Below are 25724 nucleotides of genomic sequence, written 5' to 3'. Positions count from 1 at the left end.
GGTCTGTTGATGCGGTCTGGAAGATACTCATCGTTGGACTGTGCTGTCATCTCTGCCGTTATCCTTTTTGTAGTGACACATCCTCATCACGCAGATACGTTACCTCGAATGGCTTACAGCGGCGAGCTTTCTGGTTGACGCGGCCCCGGTCGAAGCGATTGGTTGGCGGTTGAAAGATGTCCAGCCCGCGGTCTAAGCTGATCTTCCACCCTGTGTCGGTCTTGATCGAGCGGGCGTGCATGCTCTCCCACGAGATCTCGTAGGTGAACCGAACGCCTGTTCCCGCGAGACTGTCGGACAGCTCGTCTAAGAACTGCTCCTGCTCGTCCTGGTTGTCGGTGTCAGCGCCGGTGATGAGGTGGACATCCACCTCGTCCCCTTCCGGGCGAGTGCGGAGAAGCATGTCGCAAAACTCCATTACGTTCTTGACCTGGTGATAGGCCCGCACGTACGGGTCGATGATCTCGATCTTGGTGGCCTCGCGCAGGTACGGGGCAAAGAGCGTCTCGTAGGAGATGCCCTTCTGGTTCTCCATCACCTCTACCTGCGTCCCGCTTTCCAGCACCGGAGCAGCCTCTTCGCTTTCACCATCTGGCTTCGTAGGGAGATCGGGCACCAGAGCACTTGTGCCCGTGGCTCTATCCGCGTCGGATTCGTAGGCAGCGACAAGTTTCTGGTGCTGCCGAAACTCCAGCGTATCTACAGCGGTGACGGTCCCGCTCTCACGATCGCTGAACTGGAAGTCGACCACCTCGAACGTCTCGTCAATACGGAGCAGGTGCTCTTTTACGCGCTTGCGCCCTTCCATTGCAAACTCCAGCAGACGCTTCATTTCGTCTTTCGGGCACTGCTTGTTTGGATACAACAGCTTCAGCAGCCCCGAGAGGGTCTTCATCGTGCCGTCGCGGTCGCGCTTGGTGAGTGAGGCGTCCAATTCGAAATGCTCGCGGGCCATCAGGCTGAAGTCCTCCCCGCGTAGCGTGTGCAACGCCTCGGCCAGGTAGTCCACGATCAGGCCATAGCCGTCGGTAAACATCTCGTTGCGCAGCTTGTCGACCTCCCACCCCGGAACGTAGAAGTGCAGGCGGTCGATGAAGGCCGGGTCGTAGTAACCCTTGGGCAGCGGCTCAAACAGGTTCGAGTGCTTGATCATGTAGGGCACCGAGCGGTCGGTGTTGCCGATAAACGCCATTGAGGCTTCCGCCGACATTGTGTCGCGCCCGCGCGAGAAGCTGCGGTTGGCCATGTAGTTTTTCATGATGTCGACCAGTCCCCGGCTTACGCGCTTGTCTTGGCCCGCGAACTCGTCGAATCCGACCACATCCCAGTACCCAACCAGGCCGATATCGCCAGTGTTGTTGTTGACGAAGAGCTTCGCCTTCGTCACGTCGCCGCCTGAAATGAGGATGCCGTGCGGCGAGAACTCGGAGTAGATGTGCGACTTGCCGGTGCCTTTCGGCCCGAGCTCGATCAGGTTGTAGTTGCGTTCGCAAAAAGGAATGAGCCGCACGAGCTGGTAGAGCTTGTTTCGACGGCTCAGGGTGGCCGGGTTCAGCCCGATGCTCTGGATCAGCAGGTCGAGCCACTCGTCGGTGGTGAACTGGCTGCGCGAGGCCCGGTAGTCCTGCACGTCGAAGCTGCCCATCTGGATCGGTTTGAGCCGCTCGATGATCCACGGGGAGCGGCGGGCTTCTTCGGTGTGCAGATACGCCATGTCTACGATGCACCACACGCCGCTGGTGAGCAGCTTCGGGTGCTGCTCGATCACCTCTTCAGAGACTTCCACACCGCGAATCCCCAGATTGGAGAACGCAGCCACATAGATGTCGCGATTCTCGTTCAGCTGCACCGACACCCGGTCGATGATCTTGTGCTCTTTCTGCTGGCGGATCGTGGACTTGACCAGCTCGGCCTCGTCGCGGTGCACGTAGTGGTTACGAACGATCTGCCGCACTTTCTCGACCCCATTCCGAATCAGGTCTTCGTCGTCGGTGGGGCAGTACTGGCCCAGCAAGTATTCAAGCACATACGTGGGGACGACTGCGTTGCCCTTCACCAACTGCGTGAGGTCTTTGCGCACGACTTTCCCCTCTAACGCACGCACAATCTTTGTTTGCAGCGCCTCCAGGTCAGATTCGGGCGATGGCTGATCGACCAGGGACTCGTCTGATTCGTGCATCGCATTGGACATAAGACACAGAGACGTTACGGTAGGAGCATGAACACAACTGGACGGATCTGATGCAAACAGGCCCGTTAAGAACCTGTTTTGATTTCTTATTTTGGGCACCCCAGGAGTACTTCTTCCCTACGGTCAGGGCGCTCCGAGCGGCTTCGCTGGGCTGCAAATTGCCCCTAATCTCGGCCCGTAGCCCCGGCTACGAACCTCGATTGGGGTCCAATTTTCGCCTCAGCGTCCCTCGCTCTCGCCGTCAAACCAAAACCCAAACAGGTTCTAAAAGTCGCTTCCAAAGTGGCGCTGGATGGTAAACGGCTGGTCGATGATCGGGTTGAGCGTGTCTTCAATATCGTGTGCGCGAAGGTGGCAGGCATTCAGGTCATCAGCCTGGGGCATCAGCTCCAGCAGGCAGGTGTGCGTGCGCTGGCCAGGATCATCTGGGGCGACGACGTCCATCTCCAGTTTTTCGCTGTTGGAGATGAGGGCGTCCTGGTCGTCGTACAGTCCCACCTGGATGGTGCGTGGGCGCACCGTGTTAGATATCGATTGCATCTGCAAGAATTCGGCTTTCAGCACGCCCGACAGAATCGTGTTCTTGCTGGTGAGGAGCCGCACATCGACTTTTTCGGCGATGTCGGTGCGCGTGGTTTCCACTTCGAGCACCGGCACCACCAGCTCTTGCAGACTGGCGCCGCCATGCGCATATCGTTTGCCCGCGCCGGACAGATTGTATCGGTTGACCGCACGCGGCACCACGGCCTGCCAGTCGTCGGTTAGCGGACTCACTGCGGGGACTTCGAACTGATACCCATGCTCAGCCGCAACGGCATCGGCTACTACGCAGCGATTGCGGCGCACCACGTAGCCCTCGGTGCCGTCGGCGCGTGTTGTGGGTGGAAACGGCTCTTGCATGGCGTCGGGGACGCTGTCGTCGTACAGAAAGCCGTGGTCGGCGGTGATGAGCACCCGGCGCACGTTCCAGTTGTTGAGCTTCTGAATGAAGCCCTGTAGCTCGCTGACGGTCTCATAGGCGGCTGTCGGGGTGTCGGTCTCTGTGTCGGCTTTGTCGCCGTATCGGTCGATGCGATCGTGGTAGATGTACACGAGCGAGTGCTCTTTCATGCGAGCGCGTCCCTCATCGGTCGTCAGGCCATTCAGATCGTCGAAGCGAAAGACCTCCGCATCCGACCGACCGGCTTTAAGCAGTTTACTGCGTTGGCGGGTGCTGTTGGCGGTCGTCCCATCCACCTGGATGCCAGCGGCGTCGGCATCCAGCGCAAGGGTGTGGTGGGGCAGCAGGCAGGCTTTGCCCAGCGAGGTAATCGACGGGATGGGAGCGAGCGTTGCGTCCAGCGTGGTGTGCTTGCGGCGCGTGCTCTGCAATGCATTGTCGAGGGCCGCGGCCACTTCGTAGCGTAGTCCGTCGGAGATGATGACGGCGGTCTTTTTCTCAACAGACGCCACATATCGCGTATAGAACTGGTCGAGCGGCGGGATGCGTAAGGCGTCGCGGATGGGCTGGGACGCCGCCTCGGCCTCCAGCTTCTGCTGCCAGGGAATGTTCATCGCCTGCACGAACTGGTCGGCATAGGCATGCAGGAAGGATTCGTAAGCATCGTCGATGACGCTGCGGTAGGTGGACTGCTCGCGCCGAATTGTCTGCATGATGCGCACGGCCTCGCGGTAGTGCGTGTCGCAGCGGTACAGGTCGGTGGTGTAGGTGTCGACGAAGGCGTCGAGGGCACCGACGTCGAGGGTGGCGTGGGCGTTAACATGGCGGTAGAACGCAGCCATATGCCACACCACGTGTGCGGCTTCGGCAGCGGCCTGGTCGTCGCTGCTACGGAGCGACTGCACGGTTTGCTGGCTCGTTTCGGGCTGCTCGGGCAACAGTGCGACGGCCTGGCGCAGACGCTCACGGCGCAGTGCGGGTGTCAGGTAGCCGAACGAGGCTTCGGAACCGTAGGCTTGCATGAGCCGGGCTTCGTCGACTTCCGGAGCCAGTGTATCGAGCACCTGCTGGTACGAGGGCGACAGCCGGTTGTGAGCGTCCCATTCGTTGACCAGGTCGCGCATGCGGGTGAGCACACTTGTCTGCTCAACGCGCAAGGTGGTGCGGTACGGATCGTCGGCAGAGACGGTGTCGAGTGGCTGCGTGAGCAGATTGTACTTGAGGCGCTTCGCCGCGGTCTTCACCATCTCGTGCGAGAACGCAACCCGGTCGAGCGCAAACCGCTGCGCCATCTGCTGGCCCAGCCAGTCGTCGAGGTCGCGGGCGGCGCAGGCTTCCTGGTAGTCGGCGAAGCCCTCTTCATCACGGGCGCGGATAAACACGCCGGCAATCACGTGATTGGTGGACGAAGGCGCGGCTGCACCGAACAGGTCGAGGTAGTATGCGGCCAGCCCGCGCTTCAGTCGGTCTTCGGTGAGGCGCTCGCGGCTGAGCGTGCTGCCCAGGAACCGGCGTCGGTTCTTGTAGCGCAGGTCGCTGTCGTAGTACTGCTGCACGAGGCGACGCTGCTCAGGACGCAGGTCGCGTTCGTCAGCCAGCTCGGCGGCTTCGTCGACGGTAAGCTCGGCATTGGCGATGAGCAGGTCGGCCAGCGGGTAGCTGCTCAGGTCGGCGGTTGTCGGACGCCGACGGGGGGTATACAACAGCACATTGGCATCGGCCCCTTGCTTTTCGATGTGGTAGATGGTGCTGAGTCCCGGCTGCGTGGCCTCGATGCACTCAATTTCGGGATGATCCCACGTGCGGATCGCCTCGCGATGGTCTTCGTCCGGATCAAACAGGAAGAGCACCCGCAGGGCACTGCGGCGTTCAAAGTGCTCTTCGGCGCGCGTTTCGAGGGTCTTGGGCATGGAATGCGAACGGTGTTATTAGGGATGCAAGGGCGTGCGCTGTTTTGTCGCTGTCAATGCTGGTGTAGACCTGACAGGTTTCCAAAACCTGTCAGGTCTTTTCTTTTGCGTTACGCGGGCGCTACAGGTCGGCCAGGGCCTTGCCGAACTTGGGGTAGTTATGCTGCACGCCGTCGTCAAGGTCGATCTCGATCTGCTGGTTGGCCACGTCTTTCAGGATCTCGTCGTAGGCGGTGGCGTCGGCGGCTTTTTCGTGGAGGCGGTCGAGCTGCTTCACGTCGGCGGCGGTGCGCTCGCTTTCGGGGATCGCCTCCAGCGCGTCGATGGCGCTGCCCAGGTGGTCCTGATACGTGTGCAGGTACTGCCGCCGCACTTCCTGAGCGGTGAATTTGGTCATGCGGTGCATGTAGGCCAGCACCTGAAAGTGCCCTTTCGGACTCTGAAACAGCCAGTAGATGGGCTTTTTGCCGTAGTACGGGACGCTGTACTGCTTCTTGTGGTAGTCGTCGTAGAAGTCGTTCACCAGCCACTCGTCCATCGTTTTCTCGTAGTCGCGCTTCAGCCCGCGGCTGCGCCCGATGGAGAGCGCCCGGTTGATGACGTTCATGCTGTGGGTTTCTTCGTCTTCGCCCCAGAGGAGACGCAAAATCTCGCGCATGCGGTAGGTGGCGTCGTCGCTGAAGGGGCTGTCGGGGCCCATAAGCGGGACGATGCCGTCGTCGTCGATCTCGAACCGGGTCGTGCCCTCGGGTTCGGACCCGCAGAGCGGTGTGGGCACCTCGTACGGGGCGACTTCGTCGCCAGACGGGTTGGGGTGGGCGATGTGCAATCCGTCGTGCCCCAGGCGGTAGCGGCCCAGCATGACGCCGATGCTGTAGCTGAGGAGCTGCCGGATGGGCACTTCCATCTTGAAGAGCGCCTCATCGGGGTCGTCTTCGAGGAAGCGGGCGCGCAGTTCATTGTCGGTCAGGCGGTCGCGCTCGGCATCCAGCGCGTCTACGGCGTCCCAATCGAGTTCGTCGTCCAGGATGGTGATGTCATCGAGGGCGACGCGGGGACTCAGTTCGTCCTGCAGCCCGTAGAGGTCGATAAATATCTCGTTCAGTTCTTCTTCGTTGGCGTGAAGCTGCAGGAAGTCGTCGGTAGCCTGCTCCTGCCAGGCGGTGTAGGCGGCGCGGAGCGTAGGCGCGTTCTGCTGGATGAGCGGGTGCTGGGTGAAGTCCCAGGAGGTTTCGCGGGAGTCCCAGTCATGTTTAGATTTCGAGATACAATCTGTTGCAAGTGTTTCGATATGCTCTCTGTCTTCAGAGCCTGCTTCCTTGACTGGCAAACTTCTAATATTTCCGACTTGGTAGTGCATTGTCGGATTCATTGCGTGAAGAATATATTCAACAACTGGGGAGTTCAAAAATGCAAGTAGAACCCACAAGCTCTTCTTGTTCTCGAATATTGAATGGCCTGTCGCGTCAAACAGTGATCCTTCAGGTGAAAACCTAACTCCAAAGTTTCCTGATGATATATCTGACCAAGTAAGGCTCCGATAAAAGAAGTAATCGGCACCATCGTGCCTGTGGCCTGAAAGGCTTTTCATTGACTTACGAGAATCAGAATCATAAGCTGCGACAAATCTCCAGTTGCCATACCATTTTCTAAACTCACCTCCCTTGTCGTAGGGTGCCCATTTTGATCCACTACTTTCAAATTCTTTCAGTGAGGAGCTGTTAAGAACTATGTTACTACGTGATGGCTCATGCCAAGCGCGCAGAAATTGCCTATTCTTTCCTGTCGTCATACCATGCACAACATCATAGACACTTCCAACACGCTCAGATTCTTCAAAAACCGATACTATTTGGGCAGGCACCCAATATGCAATCGGCGCCCCCGGAATCTTCTCAAAGTCCCGCTGATCGACGTCGGGGTAATAGAGTTGCTGGCCGTCAGGATCGGAGGTTTCAGGAATCGAGCCGTCCTTATTGTACGTCGAAAAGTCGTAGCGAAAGTCCGGGTTGTCCATCACGCGGCGGAACAGGTCGTGGAGATGACGCGCGTGGAACTCTTGGAAGGTGCGCTCAATGAGTCGGAAGTACGTGCCCGTGCGGCCCTGCTGTCCGGCTTTCTGCACCGCCGTCGCCACCGAACCAAAGTCTGCCCCGAAGATGCCCCGGCTGAGATGCAGCAGGCTGTCAAAGAAGTAATCGTCAATGTAGTGCGTGCGCAGGTCCTCGTACGAGCTTAAGAACATCCACGAGGGCGGCGTAATGAACGCAAAGCGCCCCCCCGGCACCGTACGGTCTGGCAGCACCTGCATGAATGTCGCAAACAGATCTTTCTTTGCACGCGGGTAGTGCTCCTTCAGATAGTTCTTGAGCGGCTTATTGATATTGCGGCTGCTGGCATACGGCGGGTTCGTGGCCACCGCCGGGTAGGTGCCGGTCATCAGCAGGATGGGCTTCAGGTAGGCGTTTAGCTCATGCACCAGTTCCTGATCCGTCAGCTTGGTGATGGCTTCGCCATCGGTCTTGGTATCCCAGTGAGCAACTTCCTGGGCAATGGCGGTGCGGGCCTCGTCGGGGAGATCGAATTGGAGCGCGGAGCCTACGTTTTGTCCGTGCTCGGCCAGCAGGGTGAGCGCATTCTTAATGCTCTCGCCGTGGGCCTCAAACACCGCATCGTCGAAGTAAGTGCGCAGGTCCGGATCCGAGAACGAGCGCGGTTCGGGCATGGGGTAAACCTGCGGGCGCACGTCGCGCTGTAGCACGCGCGGGTCGTACTCGGCGGCTTTCATGAGCAGCGCAAAGCGGGCCAGTTGCGCGGCGCGGCGGTCAATATCGAGGCCCTTCAGATTCTCGGTCAAGATGTGCGCCACCGCCTGGCGATCGGTATAGCCGCGCTCGCGGTACATGGCCATGAGCAGGTCAAACCCCTCCACCAGGATGTGTCCGCTGCCTGCCGCCGGGTCGAATAGCTGGAGCGATTGTAGATTTTGGATTTTGGATTTTGGGGGTGCGTCCGATGCTTTGGTTGTGAACATCTCGCTCTGGGGGCTGCTGGCGCCATTGCTGCTGGGCGCGGCCTGCGTATCCCCCTGAACCAGATATGCCATATCATCGCGAAGGGGGCTATCGGGCTCGGCCTGCAGCCATTGTTTCCCGATGGTGTTTTCCACCAGGTAGCGCACAATCCAGTTGGGGGTAAAGATCTGCGTGGCGGCGGGGATGTCTTCGGGTTCGAACTTGCCGCTTTTGTCGTAGACGGCGTCTTTTTTCTCCGAGATGTAGAACTGGTAGAGCCATCCGATGAGCTCGACCTGCGCGTAGTCGTCGTCGGCAATGGCCTCGGTGGTTACAAGCTGGTCGATGGGGCCGTCCTGGTCGAGCAGGTTGGCGGGCAGCAGCAGTTCGGTGTAGTCGCTCACGCGGCCAAACACATCGTTGAGCAGGGTGTGCTCGGCGTAGTAGGCCAGCAGCAGGGTGCGGAAGGCAGCGTTGTCGTCGGGTTCTTGCAGAGCGGCTTCTACCTGCTTTTTCTGGCGGTCGGTGCCGTAGGGCACGATGCCCTGGCGCGCGTTGTAGAGCAGGCGCGGCTCTTGGGTGTCGGGGGCGTAGCCGAGCACCGTGCTTTCGTAGCTGTTCATCTCCAGGATGCGCAGGGCCATCAGCCGGTTGAACCAGGTGGCGGCAGCGGCCTCTTGCACCGCGTCTACCCCGTGGTTGCGCACCGCTTTTTTGAGCGCCCGCCACTTTTTGGGCACGGTGGGGTCGTTGCCGGGGGTGTTGCGGAAGAGGTAGCCGCCCTCAATGGGCTCTACGGTGTGCGTAGGCTCGGCCCCGTCGGCAAAGCCCCAGTACCGAAGGCGGTTGGCCACGCCGTCCATAAGCGTGGTGCGCATGCGCTGGGCGAACGGTTTGAGAGCAGAGGTGTCCATAGAGCGATGGGGGGTGGATGCGTGAGAAGGGGTTGAAGATGGCGGCACGTGCGGGATGCGCCTGACTACCGCACGATCATGATGACGGTGTCGTCGCTCACCTCTTGCATGAGCTTGTCACGAAGCGATTGCACGAAAGCGTCGACATCGTCCTCGTTTTCGAGATCGGGCGTCCCCACGGCGTCGGCCACCGAGAACGTGACGGTCTGGCGCGGAGCAGGCCCTTCGTTGGGCGCAGGTTCGAGGTCGGGCGCGGGTTCATCGCCTGCAGGTGCATCATCTGTCGCGTCGCTGTCTGCACTGTCGGCGCGTTGCTGGGCGTCCTGCTGCTGTTTGGCGCGTTGCTGCCGGGCGCGCCGCTCTTCGGCAGCCTGCCGGATCTGTGTGCGGTAGCGGGTCTGGAAGTCGCTTACGGAGCGTTTCTCCAGTTCGAGTTGCTGCACGCTATCGTACTGCTCGATTGCTTGCAGCACCTGCTCGCGCTCGGGCAGGATGTTGTCCACATCATGCTCGTCGCGGTAGGATTCAAGGGCATCGAGCGCCTCGGCGTAGGTCGACTGCACCTCGTTGCGCAGCGTGTCGATCTGCTTGCTAAGCGCCTCTTGCACCGATTCGTAGAACTGCTTCATCGTGCGGAAGTCGGTGTCGGGGCGGTCGTTCTGCTCTACGTGGTGAACGAGCTTCTCGGCGTAGGCGCGGTCGCTCTCCTGCAGCGCCTCGAACTCCCCTTTTTTGCGGGATACGAAGGCGCGCATTTCCATGTAGGGTTCGCCATTGGTCTTCACGAACTGCTCCAGCTGCACGGCGGTGTCGAGCTGCTCGCCAAGCGCATCGGCCTGCTGGATGATCTGCTGGAAGCGCGCTTCCGTGCCGCGCACATCGAGCACGTCGTCGAACGCGTCGCGAATGGCCGCAAAGTGGTGCGCGAAGGGCGCATCGCGATACTCGGTTGCGAGCTGGTCGTACGTCTGCCGCTGCTCCGTAAGTTGCGACTCGATGGCCTGGTTGAGCGCTCGCGGATCGGTTTCTTGTGGAATCAGCGCCTTGTTGAAGATCGTGCGGTTGATGGCCTCGTGCACGTTGTGGAGCAGCGCCGGGTCGATCGACTCTTGCTCGTGCAGCGTGATAGACGCCTGCTCGCTTCGGTTCACGGCCTGCTCGGCAAACGTGTCTGTGTTGATCTCTTCGCTGTTCCACTTAAAGCGCCACTTGTTCTTCTTGCGCAGGTTTAGAAGCAGATGCAACGTTTCGGTGTCTTGCCATCCGTAGGGTACGCCCGAAAAGTGATTGATCACGTCGCGCACGTTCGGGATAGCCTGCCGCATCAGGTGGCTGTGCACCTCCTGCTCGGGCGTCGTCAGCGAGTCGTTGAGATCGCCCGGCTCGGCCACTTTCTTTTTCAGTGCCCGGCGGCTGTCGGCATAGCCGTAAGCCATGTCGCGTTTCTTGTAGATGCGACGCAGGTGCGCGTCCAAGATGTCGTTGTAGCGTGCCTCGGCGGTGCTGCCGGTATGGTCGGATGCCTGCTGCACCTGCTGCGCGGAGATGTAGGTGCACGAGAGCAGCGCCTCCTCAAACCAGTTCTGCAGCGCCTTGAGCTTCGCCTTGCTCTGCTTGGCGAAGGTATCGATGGCCTTGCGGCGCTTGCCCGAGGCGCTGTCGTAGTTGGCCTGCTTGAAGAGATCCACCTTAATGACCTCGCGCAGCGTGGCCTGCTGCTCCGGCCCAAACGCCTCACTTACGCAGAGCACCAGGTTATTGCGCCCCCGGTCGAAGGCGAGCTGGTTCGGATCGCGGTTATTGGTGATGAGCACCTGAACCGGAATCGTGCCGCTGGAGCCGATTTCTTTGCCATCGACTTTGCGCTTGAGTTTGATCTTGGCCCCATCGAGCTGAGCAGTGCGCTCCCACTGCAGTCCTGGCGTTACGACGTTCTTCTCCAGGAAGTCGAGCTGACTGCCAGGGCGCACCTTCGTGTTGTCGATGCGCTTCTTGATCTGCATCTCCTCTTCCTGCAGGAAGCGGTACTGCCCATCCGACTTGCTCACCACGTTCTGATTCACCAGATAGTCGAGTGCCTCTTGCACCGAGCGCTGCAGCCTCGCCTTGTCCTGATCGACCTCATCCATCAGCACAAACGAGATGTTTTCGACCGTGGCCGGGAAGTTGATCTGCTTCGACTCGACCAGGTGCGAGAGCAGAAACAGCGCCTTCACCACGCGCTGCCAGAACGGATGCGCCTGCACGTCTGGAAGGTCGAGCGCGTCGGTGATGAGCTTGCGCGCATAGTGCTTCAGGCTGTCGCGAATCTGCTTGTTATAGAAGGCATCAAGCGGGACGATGTACCCGAGCGCTTCGTCCTTACAGTTTTTGGCTGTTTCGTGCGTGATGCCAATGAGCGACCGCTCGGTCCCGCTCACCCCCGGCATGAGGAAATCCTCTTGCACGAACGAGTAGATGATGTTCTCAATGAGCGTAAACTGATACGGGACAAACGGATAGCTTTCGACAAACTCCTCTTTGGTGTTGATGCCCCGATACACGTCGTTGTCGCGTGCAAACTGGTTGCGCAGCACCCGCTCGTTTTCGGCGTAGAAGTTTTTTAGGGTGCGTTCGCTATCGTCATTCTTTTCGAGGATGCGCTTTTTGGCGATGCGGTCGGCCTGCTGCGCCTCCAGCGGAAGCGGCGTAAAGCGCGCAATGATCTTTCCGAACGCGTCCTTGATGTCATCGACATCGGCTGTATCGAGCAGTTCCTTGAGTTCCTGCTGTGCGGTACCCGCCACCCATACTTTGTTGCCACACCGGCTCCCGATGGATTCCACAATCGTCTGCAGATCCACAAGCATGTTCTCATTGCCCGCCATGAACTGGCTGACTTCATCGACGAGAAACACGAGCCGGTAATTGTCGGGCTTGTCGCTCAAGAACCGATTGAGTTCGTCGATAAACGCATCGGTAGAGGGCGTGACCTCTCGCTCCAGCGCCTTGCGGGTGGAGGCCGGGTCGAGATCAGAGACGGTTTTCACCGCCTCAATGACATCCGAAAGGTGAAAGTCGACCGCCATGAGCGCACTTGCCTCCCAGTCTTCCCCTTTCTGATCGGCATAAGCTTGCTTGAACGCCTCCAGCTTGCCGCGTTCATCGAGCTGCTGCTCGAAGCGGGCAATGCGGAGATCGGACTTATGGTAGCCCCGAAACTGGTTGAAGCGGTTGTAGAACGTCTGCGTAACCGTGTGCGTGTTGGTCTCGTCTTGCTGCGCAAATGCGCTGATGTTGAACATGATCGGCGCAATGTCGAGCGCCTCGGTCGCTTTCCGCAACTGCACGGCCTCTGCATCCCGAATGGGCTGATCGAAGGGATCGCCCTCGTAATCGCGGATGCTCCCGATGAAGTGATCAAACGCGGCCTGTTGGTGGGCCGGGGCCATGAGGTAGTACAGAAACTTCAGGAAGTGCGACTTTCCCGAACCGTAGAAGCCGTTGATCCAGAACCCCGTTGTTTGCGTGGGCGCGCCGGTGAGCGTCTCCAGAAATGTCGTCACATGACTCAGCAGCGGATCGGTGAAGAAGTACTCATCGATCTCTTGCTCGATGAGCTTTTCATCCCGGTTATCCACAACCGCGACCGATTCGACATTGCGCTCAATATCGCGCTCGTACAGCGTATGAAGCGGAGTAGGCATAGACAGTGGTATGCTGGTGCAGAAGAAAAGAGGGATGCGGGAAGCAGCGCGTTATACAGCCGGGGGCGTATGAAGCTACGTGGTCATTGTCGCCCGTGATACATCCGATTCGATCTGTGCGTTGAGGGATTGCGCCCGGTATGGCCCGCGCCCGTCTACACGCCCCAGAAATTGAAGGCGGTCGTTGTGGTAGGTGCCCGGATAGAAAAGAATCAGCTTGTAGTCATTTACGAGTGGCTCCATACATCCCATAAACTGGTGCGCGGTCAAGTACGGATGGATACTTCCCCACCCATGCACGAATGCATACGTTCGTTTTTCCTTGCCGGTGGCCTTCTTCTGGTGCGCACGCATCGCTTCGTGAATCGACGCATAGAACCCGCTTTCGCTGCCGAGCACTTGGTTAATCAGGCGACGGGTTCGCTTGGGCGTGTCTTGCTCATGCTCCAGAATCGTGTCCAGGTAGGGCGTGTCGCCGTAGGTTGTTGTGCGGAGAGCCTCAACAAAATGATCGAACACATTGAGGATGTAGGGCACCTGATGCACGGGCGGGCGCGCCAGTTGCTCCTTGAGCCGGGGGAGCGCCTCTCGAAAGGCGTACTCGTTTTCTGCCGGGTAGGCGTACAGATATGCCGGGAAGTTCATGTGTCCCGACGCAGGGTTTTGGAAGTCCTCGTCTTTCAAGAAGCGGAAGAGCTCGTCAAGCATGTAAGATATCGAGCGAGACAGAAAACAGACCGGGTGGTGCGATTTCGTATGGGGTTGTAGCGATCGTGCTGTTCAGGCGCTTAGCCGACGGAAGCGTTCCCCGACATCCGCGCAGCGTTGATCGCAGCAGCACGCTCCTCTTTATTTAACAACATCGCCTCCAGAAACCAGACATCTCCCACACGGGCGAACCGTGCCCAGAACGCGTACGGAAGTCGGATGCGCTGAAGCTGCCCCCCCTGAAGCAGCCCCACGTCGCTCAACATGCGCCGCACAACTTGCTGAATTTTGTCGTGCGTCTCGGGGCTCCAGTCGTCGATTTCCGGATGGTTGTCGGCTTGCGTATCCAACACGCGCTGGATGTCAACGGCGCCAAGCGATTGCGCGATGGACCGCCACGCCGGAAGCACTGCATTCATGTGGATGTCGCGCACCAATGCGTAGGTCTTCATGCACACGTAGTAGAGCACAACACGCTGCTCGGCCGGAGACAGCGTAAGCAGGTCGGCCCAGATGCGCTGCTCTACGTTCTGGAGCCGACGTTTCACTTCCAGAAAGCGCCGTTCGCGCCCGGCTGCCGAGTTGATATCCAGCACCTCGGGCGACACGTCGTCAAGCGACCCATCTGATCCTGCCGCGCGGAGTACGCAACGCACCTCGTCGTGGAGAAGCGTTCCAGCGGCAAACGTCGTACGATACGGCATGGCACAGCGATACGCTCGTAGGAGGTACGATAGGAAGTACTTTTACACGGCTGACCTTGCAGGATTCTGGCATCCGCTAAATTCACATACCAGTTTGATCGGGATTCTCTCTACACCTGGTATATCCCGTGGGTGCCGATCTGTAAACAGCCCCTTCAGAGCGCCGGACAATGTGTGTCCGGGCCACCTCGGAAGACTCCCCAGAACACGTCACGACATCCGGGCCGTTGCGCGTCCGATGTATGTTTGCAGATACACCTGGGCGGTGCGCCAGCGGTTGAGGGTGATGGGCGCACTCCACACGTCGAAGTCGCGGCGCTCCACCTCGTTGAGTAGCTCCAGCGCACCAATCCACCAGAACTTGAGGCGCCACTTGGCCCGCCACGTCAGTCGGGTGAGGGCGGTGTGGCCTCGGGCTAAGGCATCGCGGGCGCGGATCATCTGCTTCCACAGCACCTTGCGCGCCGGCTCGGTAGCCGTGCCCTGGCGGAGCGCATGCAGCGACAGGTCTTCGTGGCGCAGGTCGTCGTGCGGCAGGTAGAGGCGGTTCGCCTCCAGGTGCGCGGGGAGATGGACTACGGTCGCTGTGTAGAAGAAGCCGCGGCTCAGATGATCGGTTGCGCGCTTGAGCCGCTTCATGCCTGGCACCAGCCCCGCCAGCAGGCGTCCATGCGATACGACCCAGCGGTCTACGAAGCGCTCCAGATCAGCGCCGGTGTCGAATCGGACCGGCGGCTGGTGCTGGGGAAGGGCGCGTACCTGTGCCGCCAGGTAGTCGCGGTTCAGGTTGTGACGGGCGCAGGCGTCGTACGCGGCGGTGCTCACCTCGTGCGGGACCATTCGAAGCGGCTCCCCAGCTTGTGCCTGCTCGTACGCTGCCTGAATCTGCGCGTCGGGAAACTCGGGCGCTGCAGCCAGCGCGTCGTGCCAGTTCCAAAATGCCTGGGCTGCCGGACGCTGGGGCGATGACCAGCCGGTTTCGTAAGGCCGCGCATACGGCGTGGTAGGCATAAGGCGTGCATGCAGGTTAGTAGAGAAACGGTGTGTGGTCTCTACAACCGTATACGGCGCACGTTTTATGCAATATGCGACAACCTCGGCTCGTGTCCTGGCACAGCTCAGTTCTCAGGGGCTGGGCCTGCTGGAAGCGTCGTGGGCGGTCGATCTTCAATATCGAATGGATGCAGCGCCTGTGGCGTAATTCGCGTGAGCTCCGTAGCGGCGGTGGCTGTCCGCTCCATCTCGTGCCAGTACGACGCGCCCCACACGCGCCAGTGCGTCTCGATGATACGCAGCTGCATCGTTCGGTAGTGCGACGGATTCTCTTCTGCCAGCGTCCGAAACCGGTCACGAAGGGTAATCAGTTGCTCGCGGTTTTGATCGGTAAACCCAAACTGTCCGATACGATCAACGAGTTGAGCGTAGGCCTCATCGGCTGCGGTGCGGGTGCCGTTGCGGGGGCGCGTGTAGGTGTTCTCATCGAAGATGAACGTAGCTTCTGCATCCAACTGAACGCGACGGCTGGTTTCAAGCAGTTCGGGCCCGCCCAACGGGACGAAGAAGCGCACCGGATCGCCCCCGGAAGCGGAGGTAAGCACGATGTTGCCGCCCTGCGGGATGCCATCACCGTCGGCAGCGGGCAGATCGATGTGCGGATTCAGGTGCCGAAACCGCTCGTACATCGACATCGAGTACGTGTTAGGGCCCCAGTTTAGACGTTCGTCGGCCAGCGCCCCCAGCAGGTCGGCGAGCGTGGTGCGTGTGCCAGCCGCCAGTTCGACACGTGCAGCTCGCTGGGTCTGTGACGGGTCGATGATGTTGGGGTTATACGCACGCATGGCGCCCATGACGGCGGGAATGTAGCCACGCGATCGCGTTTTGAAGGTCGATTCCTCGCTCACGGCGTCGAACCCATCGGTGAGGCCCCAGACAAACGCATCCACCACACTGGTGGAGCGCGTAAGGCTGCGGCTTTCGTTCATCAGAAACGTACGGTAGACATGAAAGATGTTGCGCGGCCCCGTGTGGTACGCCGAAAGACCCGGCAGCTCGTGCCCGACCGCGTTGATGTAGCCTCGCATGAGCGTGAAGGCCGGTTCCATGGCCATGAGCGGGTGCTGCTCCTCGCGCACCTGCACCGTGGGGCCGTTCTCGGTACGCAGGGCATACGTGTTCACCCCAAAGCGCTCTAAGACATACGGCATCATCTGGTAGCGGCTGCGTGCGCCTGCGGTGGACACCAGGTCGTCCTGGTTGAAGGTTTCCACCACGCCCAGCATAGTCGGCAGCAGGCTCATGTCGAGATACTGCGCAAGGCGGATCTCGTATTCAGCAAACGGACGGTCGCGCTCGTACGCTTCCTGCAACTGATTGGCGCGTCCCCACCGCACGGCAATGTCCTCACGCGGGTGGCCCTGGTCCTCATGGTAGTCGACCATGCGGCGTGTGAGGCGGCGGCGTTCGCTATCGACCTGTGCCCAGTCCATCTCCGCACCCGCCTGCCACTGCTCGCGCAGGTGATCTACGCTGTACACGCCAAGCACCTCATACGTCTCGCTGTCGAACACGCGGATGGTAAAGTTATCGTCAACGCCCTGACGCTTCGTGTACAGATCCAGAATGCGATGGAACTCACTCAGGGTGCTCTCCTGCTCGCCCGCGAACACGCTGGGTAGCAGGTACGACGGGTAGCGCGCATCGGGGTGATTGGGATGGTTCCCCACGGTGAAGGCGGCTGGATTCATGACCTGCGTGGTCGTGTCGGGCGCGGCGGTTACGCTGCGCAACAGCGGTACGCGACTCAACACCTGATGCCCCAGGGCCGTCCACTGCCCCATGCCCACCAGCCCAACCAAAAACAGCACGACAAGCACGCTCCCCCAGCGCTGGCGATGTGAGATGGACGAATCAGACCGGTGTGACGTGCGAAATCGAGCAAACATAGGACGACTGGCTAAACTACATGGAAAGACCGTGCGCCACTTACAACGTAACAAACGGGAACGCACGACTGCAATGCTATTCTGTGCAAACAGACGTTTTGTGTAAGAGAATCGATCAGCGGACAGCCGTAAGGCATGGTACACTACTGCAAAAAGCGGTCCGCCTCAGGGCGGCCAGACCTCAGTAGAACGAATCCGCTCGGCGGTATTCGTCTGCGCCACGCCCAGCGACAGAATGAGCGCCCCCTGTTGCCGGTGATGATTCGACTGGTAACGCTGCAAAAACCCTTGTTCGAGCGCATTATACAGCGCGGTTTTGATGGTCCGCTGCCCCGGTGTGCCCGAGGTCGAATGCCCATGAATCACTTTCAGCGTAACCCGACCGCGCGCTTCGGCCAGATCGAGGGTGCGCCGCGTGACGGCCAGGGCCTCGTCAACGGTAAGCCCGTGCAGATCAAGGGTTACTGTGGTTCCGTCGTCATCCAATTGAATCATGGGTGCATTGCGTTGCCGAAAGCAGGCGTGAGGTTACGTGAAGAAAGTTGGTTTCGTAAACGTGCAGATTTCAGGAAGGTTTTCCCGAAGCCGGGTAATTTCGGGAGGATGCGGAGTTTTTTCCGTCAGTACACCGGGCCCAGCACCCAGCGTGGATCGGGGTAGCGCTGTACCGCCGCGGCGCGCTCATCAAGGCGCACCACACCGGGGTAGTCGGCCTGCTTGGGGGCGTGCCATGCCAGTTGGATATGCAGGTGCGGCACCCACCCGCCGTTTTCATGCGCATCGCCAAGCGCGCCGATGATTGCGCCTGCGTCAATCGCATCACCGGGCGTGTGCTGCATTGCACTCTGGCGCGCAAGGTGACCGTGCAAGATCCAGAGCGGTGCATCGGCCAGGGTGTCGTGGCGGGTGATGACCGTGCCGCCGTAGTTGCCGGGCTCGTCGTGATACGCGCAGTCGGCAATCACACCCTTGGCACAGGCATGTACCGGTGTGCCCGCGGGCGCCCAGATGTCGATGCCCATGTGCACGCGGCGCGCGGCATCGTATTGCGGAGTGCTGTACATGGCCTGCGTGCGCACCTCGTTGTAGCGTCCAATGGCCCACGTCATGGCCCGCAGTTGCTCACGGTCGTACGTTTCGGTGAGGTCCACGACAGGCGACGGGGTCTCCTCTGGGAAGTAGATGACGGGGTGCAGCGTGTCGGGGGTGCGACGTAGCATAGGCACGTGCAGCAACTATCACGGAACGACGCAGCATGTGCTTTTGGCTACGCACAGCGGGGGTAGGGGGATGCGTAGGGGAGGACGCCGCTCCTGCGTATCTATCCAAGAAAAAAAGAGATCCCTCGGCTACGCTCGGGATGACTGCGTCACAAAAAAGCGCCCGCTTCGGTGATAGAAACGGGCGCTGAAGGTTGAGCGATGAGGCCGCACCGGGGTTCATCACGGCAGGCGCGGGTTCTGCATGACGAGGCCGCGCTCCTCGGCCAGAATGCGGTTCATGTCGTGCAGCATCGTGATCTCGTCCTCGATGGTGACAAAGATCGTATTTCCGTCTTCATCTTCCTGCTCCTCGTAGATCTCGACAGGCGTGTAGAGATCCATCTCGTTGGCGGGCGGGATGTAGGATGGGATGATGGTTTCCGTACCCAGGTCACCCCGCGAAATATTCGAGTTCTGCTCCAGCTCGGGCAGCATCATAGGCAGGCGCAGACCCAGGTCGTGCAGGCGACGGCCCTCCAGAAAAAGCACCTCCTGGCGCATCTGATAGAGCAGGCGCACCAGTTCATCGCCACTGGCTGCGTCGATATCGTCTTCAGTGATCGAGGTTGCCGACACGGACGGCGTTTCGACGGTGCCAGGGCGATCAAGCACGAGGCCCTCTACAAATGGTGCACCAGGCTCAAACGCAATCTTGATGTCGGACGTCCGAGGGCGTGGATTCAGATTATTATCAAAGCGAGGATCCTCATCCTCAAAGATGGTCAGCTCGCGGTTTTCGTTTTCTTCGATGAGTGTGAGCACGTCGCGCAGGTGGTTGCGGGCCGTTTCGGGGCTTCCCTGAACGAGTGCGGCTTCGGCCAAGATCAGATGCATCTCTTCCGCTTTGGCTACCACAATGCCATCGCCTCTTGTGGTATACTTCGGATCCAAGAAGTCGAGGCGCGGGAGCGGCTGCATCTCTTTTAGCGCACGTGTAACCAGGTACGTGTGCGGCGCATTCACCAGATTCTGATCGTCGAAGCTCTGGGCAAAGAGGAACGCCGGATCGCTGTTGAGCACCACCCGAGCGCGTGCAGCAGCCTCAGAAGCGTTGCCTTGTCCCCGATAAAGGCGTGCGAGGGCAGCTTCGACGCGAAGCGCGAACACGCCGCTGCTACTTAGAGCAAGGGCCTCTTGGAAATCGGCTTCGGCTTCTTCATAAAGCGTACCCGAAGGACTTGGAGTAGCCTCCTCAACAAGCGGTACGGCAGAATAATTTTCTGCCTGCATTAGCAAAGCCATACCTCGGTAATAATGAACCGCAGCAATGTCGGCGTCAGTGGCGTCTTCATCTGTTGGACGTACCTCTTCGAGCACATAGTCGGCCAGTGCCCGCAGCTCTTGCAGGTTCCAGTAGCTGCCGGTGTCAGCGTTGCGGTTGTTGATGACAAAAGTAGTGGGCGTAATGCGCTCGGGGAAGTCCATCGCGGTGCCGCCCAGCCCGGTGCCATTGATGGAGTAGTTGTCGGAGGCAATTTCGATGGTCACGACGGTGCTACCCAAGGCACGGGCGAACTGGGCTTCAAGCCCGGGCAGGAAGACGCGCACCAGTTCGGGCGTGCCTTCGAGGTCGTCTTCGGTGGCCTGTGGGTTTTCGACTTCGGTCGGGTCAAGGAAATCGCATCCGGCAGCGGTCAGGCCAAACCCTACAAGGAGCATAATCAGAGCCAGGGATGCGAGTGAGTGGTTCGAGGTCAACATAAGCAGTACGAGGGGATTGCATAAGCAAGAGAGCACCAATGCGCCGGGCCGCCGTAGACCCGGCGCACATCAGACGAAACCGCACGCGATTAGAGCGTCACTTCGAGGCTTAGTCGCACCTGGCGGGGAGGCGAGAGCGTGATGCTCTGGGCTCCACCCAGTTGCAGGCCACCACCGCTCGTAATGCCAGCCAGCTCCGGATCCACCAAATCCTGGCGTGAAAACGTGAACAGATTACGCCCAGCCAGCGACACGGAGGCTGAAGACAGCCTAAGCGGTTCGAGGAACGCGTCGGGCAGGCGGTAGCTAACTGAGACCTCGCGGATCTTCAGGTAATCGCCGTTTTGCAGCAGCGAGACGCCGTCTTCTTCGGTGCTAAAGAGCCCAAGTTCGTTGCCGTCTTCGTCGTACTGTGTGGTGCGCTCGGCCCGTACGAGGCCGTTGAACTGGGCCCAGTGGCTCCCCCAATCAAAGACTTCGGCCCCGGTAGCCCAGTCGGCCAGCGCAAAGATGCTGATGTTTTCGTTGATGGTGAGGCGCGATGTGAATGCGCCAGTGTGGTTCGGGTACGGCGTAGAACCGGTGAAGCGCCGCTCCGATGCATCGGGCAGACCGTCGCCGTTGCTATCGAAGGGCGTAGCGGCGCGCCAGGCGCCGACAGGCTCCCCCTCGCTGATGCGCTGCTGCGCACTTACGGTGGTACTCAGGTTGAAGTCGGGCACGCCGCCCATGTCAGTGATTTCGTTCTTCACGTAGCCGTACGAAGCGCCGAGTGCCCACCGCACGTTATCGCGGGCGAGGATTGTGGCATCGGTATCAATCTCGATGCCGCGGTTTTGGATCTCGCCGATATTCCGAAGCTGTGTGCCCAGCCCACTGGTAGGCGGCTCGGGAACGTCGAAAAGAGCAGCGCTGGTTCGTGAGGCATACACCGTCAGGTTCAAGGCAAAGCGATCATCGAAGAACGCGCCTTCGAATCCCCCTTCGAGCGTAGCCGTACGCTCCGGGCTTAGATCTTCGTTGCCCGGGTTGAAAAATCGCGGCGCAGCGTTACCTCGGAAGGCTGTGGATTGAAACGAGAAGTCGCGTGCAAACGGCTCGGGAAACTTACCCGTTTCGCCATAAGCAGTGCGCAACTTCAGTTCGGTGATGACTGACCCAAACATGTCTCCCCAGAAGGGCTCATCAGAGATCGTGTAGGCTACGCCCAAACTCGGATACGCTTGCAGGCCAATATTGGCCCCGAAGGAGCTATTGCCGTCGAGTCGCAGGCCCGCGTTGATGAATACACGGTCATCAATGCCGATCTGCTCGCGGACGAACACCCCGCCGTTGAAGATCTCACTTTGCGTTTCTTGTGCGATGACACTTCCCGCTTCGCCGAAGTTTTCTGAACCAGGAATGAGCGTCTCGCCCTCTCCGAGAATAGTACTGATATCTTCCCGGAAACCCTGCACACCGAACGTAAAGTCAGAGATAATGCGCCCCTCACGGGGGTAGCTTACTGTGCCTACATATTCGAGCGTGACCGATTTGTAGTTACGGTCGAAGCGTGTAAGCAAACCATCCTCATTTCCAGTTAGCGGGTCAGCAGCCGACGGGTTGCGGCGGCGCTGCTCATTCACGCGGCTGTCGATGCCCGCCGTCAGCTTCGAACTAAAGAGGTCCGAGGGCGCATACGTGCCCGACGCCGAAAGCGTAAAGCGGTCTACGCCTTCTTTAATTGTGGGCAGCAGGAACAGCTCCAGCGCTTCGTCGAGCGTGCCCTGGCCCGAGAAGAACTTTGCATCGCCCACTTCGAAGGCTGTAAGTGGATCGGCGATAGCCGTGCCGTTATTCACTCGCGAGAAGTTTGAGCGCGTGTAGGCACCCGAAAAACTGACATTTAAGTCACTGGCTACCTCAGTCTGCACATTGCCACGCAGCGCGTAGAGCGTGTTCTCGTTGTTCGGCTGCACACCCGTCCCATTCTGCGCGCGCCCGCTCACATTGTATGTGACGGATTCGCTTCCACCTGATACGCCGACGTAGTAGTTCTGCGTGTAACCGGTGTCCAGAATCTCATCGGCAATGAAGCTATCGCGCCCAAAGTCGGGGCTATCAGGATCTTCGACCGCACTGGCAAACGAGAATCCGGTGTCGCGAAAGAACTTCGTGACCGGGAAATCCGCACCCTGCTCCGTCCGGAACGTGACGCGCGGTTCCCCTTCCTGGCCACGCCGCGTAAAGATCTGGATGACGCCGTTAGCGGCGTCGGATCCGTAGAGCGTGCTGGCGGCACCGCCTTTGGTGATCTCGATGCGCTCAATGTCGTTCGTGAGCAGGTCGGAGAGCGCCGAGGTCGATTCGCCGCCGAAGCTGAGGCTGGTGCCCGAATTGTTGTCCACACGCACACCATCAATGTAGATGACAGGCGTTTGGCTGCCAAATACGCTGGTAATGCCCCGGAAGTTGATGAGCGCACCCTGCCCCGGCTGGGCCGACTGTGCCCGAATCGAGGAGCCCGGTACGCGGCCTTGTAGCAGCTGGTCGATTGAGGAGACTGGCGCTTCTTCGATGTCATTCGCCGAAATCACGCCGACATCCGCAGAGAGCTTGCGCCGCTCTACGCTCTGGCCCAGCCCGGTTACCACGACCTCGTCCATCTGTACGAGGTCTTCGCGCATCGTGAAGTCCTGAACGGTTTCTTGCCCGGCTTCGATGGTGACGGTGGTGGTTTCTGTCCGAAACCCGACAAACTGCGCTTGCACCTCGTAGGACCCTGGAGAGAGTCCCTCAATTCGGTATCGGCCCTCCGCATCGGTGGCTGCGCCCTGGTTTTCGGCAGGGATGAGTACGTTGACGCCCGGCAGCACATCTCCGCTGCTGGAAACCACTTCTCCGACGAGGGTGCCCGTTCCGCTCTGGGCCTGAGCTTCGGTTCCTACCACGCTGCAGAGCAGCGCCAGCAGACCGATCAGATACCAATACGAGTTCATAGCGCGAGGGTCTAAGTCATAGAAAGCAATGCGTGAATACGCAAATACACCTCGAAATCTGTGTAACAGATCGATAACACGCAACCGCTGCATCTGCTTTCTATGAATAGGAAGCGCTTACATATTATTTGTTAGTTGTTTCTTCACAATAATAGACGTTATGTGTCACACCACACGTGTTGGTTCTTGCTACTCAGCAGCCTCTGCCGCTTGAGCAGACGCCTCGCGCAGTTCGCGGAGTCCGGTGCCATAAAATGCCAGACAGAGCGCCCCGGCTCCGGTGTAGAATATGAGTTGCGACGCATGTGTGAGCACCGCGTACGACGCCGCAGGGGCCTCGGGCATCTGGTACAGCGTGGCCAGCGCCACAATTGTAATGTAGTGAAACGATCCGAGTCCGCCCGGAGCAGGCACGAGCAGCCCCAGCGCCCCAATGGCCATGAGCGCCCACGCGTCTGCCAGCCCAATGCCGTAGGGTACGGCAATATGCAGCATCCGGAACGGGATGTACGCCATGAGCAGGTAGCCGCCCCACATGCCCACGGTGGTGGCAATCACTGCCCACGGATGTGCAGTGGTACGCACGGTGTCGAGCCCGTCCCAAAAGTGGCGCAGCACCGGACGCACCACCAGCCGGTACCACGCCCGCAGTCTGCGCGCCACATGCGGAAAAAACCATGCGCCCAGCATTGCCCCAAGCGCGGCAATGCCAACAACAACTGCGCTCCAGAAGGCTACGTCTTCTGTCCACGGGGGCACCCGAAACGCGGCCTCCTCAGCCAGCGTGCCCAGTCGATCGCGCACGTACCAGAGCCCGCTGCCCAGTGCCAGCAGCAGCACCGCCGTATCCAGGATGCGCTCTACGACGACCGTGCCCAGCACGCTGCTGAAACGAAGCTGCTGTTTGAGCGCGAGGTGCCCGGTGCGCGCAAACTCCCCGGCACGGGGGGCAATGTAGTTGGCCATGTAGCCGATCATGGTGGAGGCAAATGCGGTCATGAATCCAACAGGCCCCGGCGTAGCCCCCTCGCGATAGGCGCGGTCGGGCAAGGTCTGCAATAGCAGTTGCCACCGAATCACGCGCATCACGTTGCTCAAGATGACCAGCACCACAAGCGGGATGAGCCACCAGTAGTTCGCCTCTTGAAAGGCGGTAGCAAGCTCCTGCATCGGAATCCCACGAAACGCCAGGTACAACAGCGCAGCAGCTAACGCCAGACTGCCGCCATTGAAGAGCCACGTGCGGATGCGTTGTGCGTTCATGGGCAACACAGGAAGGATGCAAGGAGCAGACAGACGGAGCAGGCTACGCATCCTCGCGCAGGTCGACCACTTCGGCCTCAGCAGGCGGCTCGAACGTGAACAGATCGTCTGCAAAGTCGGGGTTCAGCGCAATCGCATTCAGGCGGATGCGGATATGCGTCCCGCTGAAGTCGGTCAGCTCCAGCTGCGTAATGACGGTGTCGCGCTCGCGCACCCACAGCACAAGCGTTTCGTAGTCGGCCTGGTCATCGGCCGCCTGCAAGGTGAGGCGGTGTGTGCCGTTGCTCGCCGATTCGCTGGATTCGAGGGTAAACGCGTCGCTAAACTGCGCAAACAGGGTGGTGGGACGCGCCCAGTCGCTGTCGTTGGCCTCGGCATCCGATACGATGACTTGCCCCCTCATCCGGTTGTACACGTACGTGGTGGTCGGATTCGATACAATGGTCTGGCCGTCGCCTTCTACGCGAAACGACTCAGGGGTGGCGTAGAGCATGCCGGTGCGCTCGGTGGTGCCGTCGTCAAGAGGCGAGGTCACCGTTTGCTCGTACTCCGCACGCAACCCGTCTAACGTATCGTAGCGATCTTGCACGCGGGTCAGCCAGTCGGTCTCTGACTGCGCATGTAGGACAGACGGGAGGCCAAGCATCAAAGCCAGTACAAACAGAGGGATAGATCGGCGCATCATACAGGCAACACCAAAAAAATAAAGAGGAAACAGGGATGCACAAAACGCAGCTCGGCATGCATCTCGTATGGGACCGGGAACGCACGCTCGCCTTATATATTGGCGGAGGCGTGTGCAGTTGCCTCCTGCCCCACGGTTCGCCGATGGTTCGCACAGGCCCTGCCGTACTCGCTCCCTTTCGCCTTGATAACGCGGTTCTTATGGCTTCCGTAGATCATTCTGCAGATGCGCTGCGCCGTGCCCTGCGCACCATTCCCGACTTTCCGAAGCCGGGCATTCAGTTTCAAGACATCACCCCGCTGCTGGCTGATCCCAACCTGCTTGCGCGTGCTGCGGATGTGCTGGCAGCGCCGTTTGCTGATTCCGGCATTACGCAGGTGGTGGGCATCGAGTCACGCGGGTTCATCCTGGCGCCGCTTATCGCCCGGCAGCTTGATGCTGGATTTGTGCCGGTGCGCAAGGAAGGCAAGCTGCCTCACGATACCATTGCGACCTCCTATGAACTGGAATACGGCACCGACACTGTTGAAGTGCACGCCGACGCACTGGATGCCGATGACTGCGTCCTGATCCACGACGACGTGATCGCCACGGGCGGCACAGCAGCCGCCACCGCCCACCTGGTGGCACAGACGGATGCCGCACTCGCCGGGTTTTCGTTCCTGATTGCGCTTACCGACCTGAACGGACGCGATGCGCTCCCTGCAGATGCGCCGGTGCATACGGTGCTTCCGGTGGCAGGCGCATAGGGCCACATCGTGCTCATAGCCAGGGGTCTTGGGCCAAATGCTGCTGGTGGTCCCCCTGACATCCCCGGCAACGCTAT

General features: G+C 59.9%; 15 protein-coding genes. 1 reads left to right on the top strand and 14 read right to left on the bottom strand.

Annotated elements, in window-relative coordinates; all coding sequences use genetic code 11:
* Window positions 1–58: 58 nt before the first annotated feature.
* The 14 genes from brxL to CRI93_RS01415 all read right to left on the bottom strand — a co-directional run bounded on the left by brxL (window position 59) and on the right by CRI93_RS01415 (window position 24898).
* Window positions 59–2191, bottom strand: coding sequence for a BREX system Lon protease-like protein BrxL (gene brxL, locus CRI93_RS01480; protein ID WP_098060823.1), 2133 nt, complete (start codon window positions 2189–2191; stop codon window positions 59–61).
* Window positions 2192–2455: 264 nt separating this feature from the next.
* On the bottom strand, window positions 2456–5041 hold the full coding sequence (pglZ, locus tag CRI93_RS01475) for a BREX-1 system phosphatase PglZ type A (RefSeq protein WP_098060822.1): 2586 nt from the start codon (window positions 5039–5041) through the stop codon (window positions 2456–2458).
* Between the two features lie 121 nt (window positions 5042–5162).
* The gene (gene pglX / locus CRI93_RS01470; RefSeq protein ID WP_098060821.1) at window positions 5163–8969 is read right to left on the bottom strand and encodes a BREX-1 system adenine-specific DNA-methyltransferase PglX; all 3807 of its coding nucleotides are present in this window, start codon (window positions 8967–8969) and stop codon (window positions 5163–5165) included.
* A gap of 65 nt (window positions 8970–9034) precedes the next feature.
* Complete coding sequence (gene brxC / locus CRI93_RS01465) at window positions 9035–12655, bottom strand: BREX system P-loop protein BrxC (RefSeq protein WP_098060820.1); 3621 nt, start codon at window positions 12653–12655, stop codon at window positions 9035–9037.
* A 75-nt stretch (window positions 12656–12730) separates the two neighbouring features.
* The gene (locus CRI93_RS01460) at window positions 12731–13363 is read right to left on the bottom strand and encodes a BREX protein BrxB domain-containing protein (protein ID WP_098060819.1); all 633 of its coding nucleotides are present in this window, start codon (window positions 13361–13363) and stop codon (window positions 12731–12733) included.
* An 80-nt stretch (window positions 13364–13443) separates the two neighbouring features.
* Window positions 13444–14067, bottom strand: a complete 624-nt coding sequence (locus CRI93_RS01455; RefSeq protein ID WP_098060818.1) for a BrxA family protein — start codon at window positions 14065–14067, stop codon at window positions 13444–13446.
* A gap of 210 nt (window positions 14068–14277) precedes the next feature.
* Window positions 14278–15078 carry a squalene/phytoene synthase family protein gene (locus CRI93_RS01450; RefSeq protein WP_098060817.1) on the bottom strand — a complete coding sequence of 267 codons (801 nt, stop codon included), beginning with the start codon at window positions 15076–15078 and terminating at the stop codon, window positions 14278–14280.
* 107 nt (window positions 15079–15185) lie between these two features.
* Window positions 15186–17009: a hypothetical protein gene (locus CRI93_RS01445; protein WP_098060816.1), complete on the bottom strand. Its 1824-nt coding sequence runs from the start codon at window positions 17007–17009 to the stop codon at window positions 15186–15188.
* A gap of 165 nt (window positions 17010–17174) precedes the next feature.
* Window positions 17175–17504: a Smr/MutS family protein gene (locus CRI93_RS01440; protein WP_098060815.1), complete on the bottom strand. Its 330-nt coding sequence runs from the start codon at window positions 17502–17504 to the stop codon at window positions 17175–17177.
* Between the two features lie 125 nt (window positions 17505–17629).
* Window positions 17630–18229: a peptidoglycan DD-metalloendopeptidase family protein gene (locus CRI93_RS01435; protein ID WP_098060814.1), complete on the bottom strand. Its 600-nt coding sequence runs from the start codon at window positions 18227–18229 to the stop codon at window positions 17630–17632.
* 222 nt (window positions 18230–18451) lie between these two features.
* The gene (locus tag CRI93_RS01430; RefSeq protein WP_098060813.1) at window positions 18452–19972 is read right to left on the bottom strand and encodes a RagB/SusD family nutrient uptake outer membrane protein; all 1521 of its coding nucleotides are present in this window, start codon (window positions 19970–19972) and stop codon (window positions 18452–18454) included.
* 89 nt (window positions 19973–20061) lie between these two features.
* Entirely contained in the window at window positions 20062–22950 is a 2889-nt protein-coding gene (locus CRI93_RS01425; RefSeq protein WP_176521608.1) for a SusC/RagA family TonB-linked outer membrane protein, read from the bottom strand.
* Between the two features lie 189 nt (window positions 22951–23139).
* Entirely contained in the window at window positions 23140–24213 is a 1074-nt protein-coding gene (locus tag CRI93_RS01420; RefSeq protein ID WP_176521607.1) for a lysylphosphatidylglycerol synthase transmembrane domain-containing protein, read from the bottom strand.
* A 43-nt stretch (window positions 24214–24256) separates the two neighbouring features.
* Window positions 24257–24898, bottom strand: coding sequence for a LolA family protein (locus tag CRI93_RS01415; protein ID WP_098060810.1), 642 nt, complete (start codon window positions 24896–24898; stop codon window positions 24257–24259).
* Between the two features lie 200 nt (window positions 24899–25098).
* On the opposite strand from CRI93_RS01415, the gene CRI93_RS01410 reads away from it, so the two are divergent.
* Entirely contained in the window at window positions 25099–25647 is a 549-nt protein-coding gene (locus tag CRI93_RS01410; protein ID WP_098060809.1) for an adenine phosphoribosyltransferase, read from the top strand.
* The last annotated feature ends 77 nt before the right edge of the window (window positions 25648–25724 follow it).

Source organism: Longimonas halophila, assembly GCF_002554705.1.
GTDB classification, from domain to species: domain Bacteria; phylum Bacteroidota; class Rhodothermia; order Rhodothermales; family Salinibacteraceae; genus Longimonas; species Longimonas halophila.
Note: the sequence above shows the minus strand (reverse complement) of the source record. Positions and strands in the feature narration are given on the sequence as shown.

Excerpts from the sequence above, each read along its gene's own strand:
- brxL (WP_098060823.1), bottom strand. The coding sequence starts at position 2,191 with ATGTCCAATGCGATGCACGAATCAGACGAGTCCCTGGTCGATCAGCCA.
- pglZ (WP_098060822.1), bottom strand. The coding sequence starts at position 5,041 with ATGCCCAAGACCCTCGAAACGCGCGCCGAAGAGCACTTTGAACGCCGC.
- pglX (WP_098060821.1), bottom strand. The coding sequence starts at position 8,969 with ATGGACACCTCTGCTCTCAAACCGTTCGCCCAGCGCATGCGCACCACG.
- brxC (WP_098060820.1), bottom strand. The coding sequence starts at position 12,655 with ATGCCTACTCCGCTTCATACGCTGTACGAGCGCGATATTGAGCGCAAT.
- CRI93_RS01460 (WP_098060819.1), bottom strand. The coding sequence starts at position 13,363 with ATGCTTGACGAGCTCTTCCGCTTCTTGAAAGACGAGGACTTCCAAAAC.
- CRI93_RS01455 (WP_098060818.1), bottom strand. The coding sequence starts at position 14,067 with ATGCCGTATCGTACGACGTTTGCCGCTGGAACGCTTCTCCACGACGAG.
- CRI93_RS01450 (WP_098060817.1), bottom strand. The coding sequence starts at position 15,078 with ATGCCTACCACGCCGTATGCGCGGCCTTACGAAACCGGCTGGTCATCG.
- CRI93_RS01445 (WP_098060816.1), bottom strand. The coding sequence starts at position 17,009 with ATGTTTGCTCGATTTCGCACGTCACACCGGTCTGATTCGTCCATCTCA.
- CRI93_RS01440 (WP_098060815.1), bottom strand. The coding sequence starts at position 17,504 with ATGATTCAATTGGATGACGACGGAACCACAGTAACCCTTGATCTGCAC.
- CRI93_RS01435 (WP_098060814.1), bottom strand. The coding sequence starts at position 18,229 with ATGCTACGTCGCACCCCCGACACGCTGCACCCCGTCATCTACTTCCCA.
- CRI93_RS01430 (WP_098060813.1), bottom strand. The coding sequence starts at position 19,972 with ATGTTGACCTCGAACCACTCACTCGCATCCCTGGCTCTGATTATGCTC.
- CRI93_RS01425 (WP_176521608.1), bottom strand. The coding sequence starts at position 22,950 with ATGAACTCGTATTGGTATCTGATCGGTCTGCTGGCGCTGCTCTGCAGC.
- CRI93_RS01420 (WP_176521607.1), bottom strand. The coding sequence starts at position 24,213 with ATGAACGCACAACGCATCCGCACGTGGCTCTTCAATGGCGGCAGTCTG.
- CRI93_RS01415 (WP_098060810.1), bottom strand. The coding sequence starts at position 24,898 with ATGATGCGCCGATCTATCCCTCTGTTTGTACTGGCTTTGATGCTTGGC.
- CRI93_RS01410 (WP_098060809.1), top strand. The coding sequence starts at position 25,099 with ATGGCTTCCGTAGATCATTCTGCAGATGCGCTGCGCCGTGCCCTGCGC.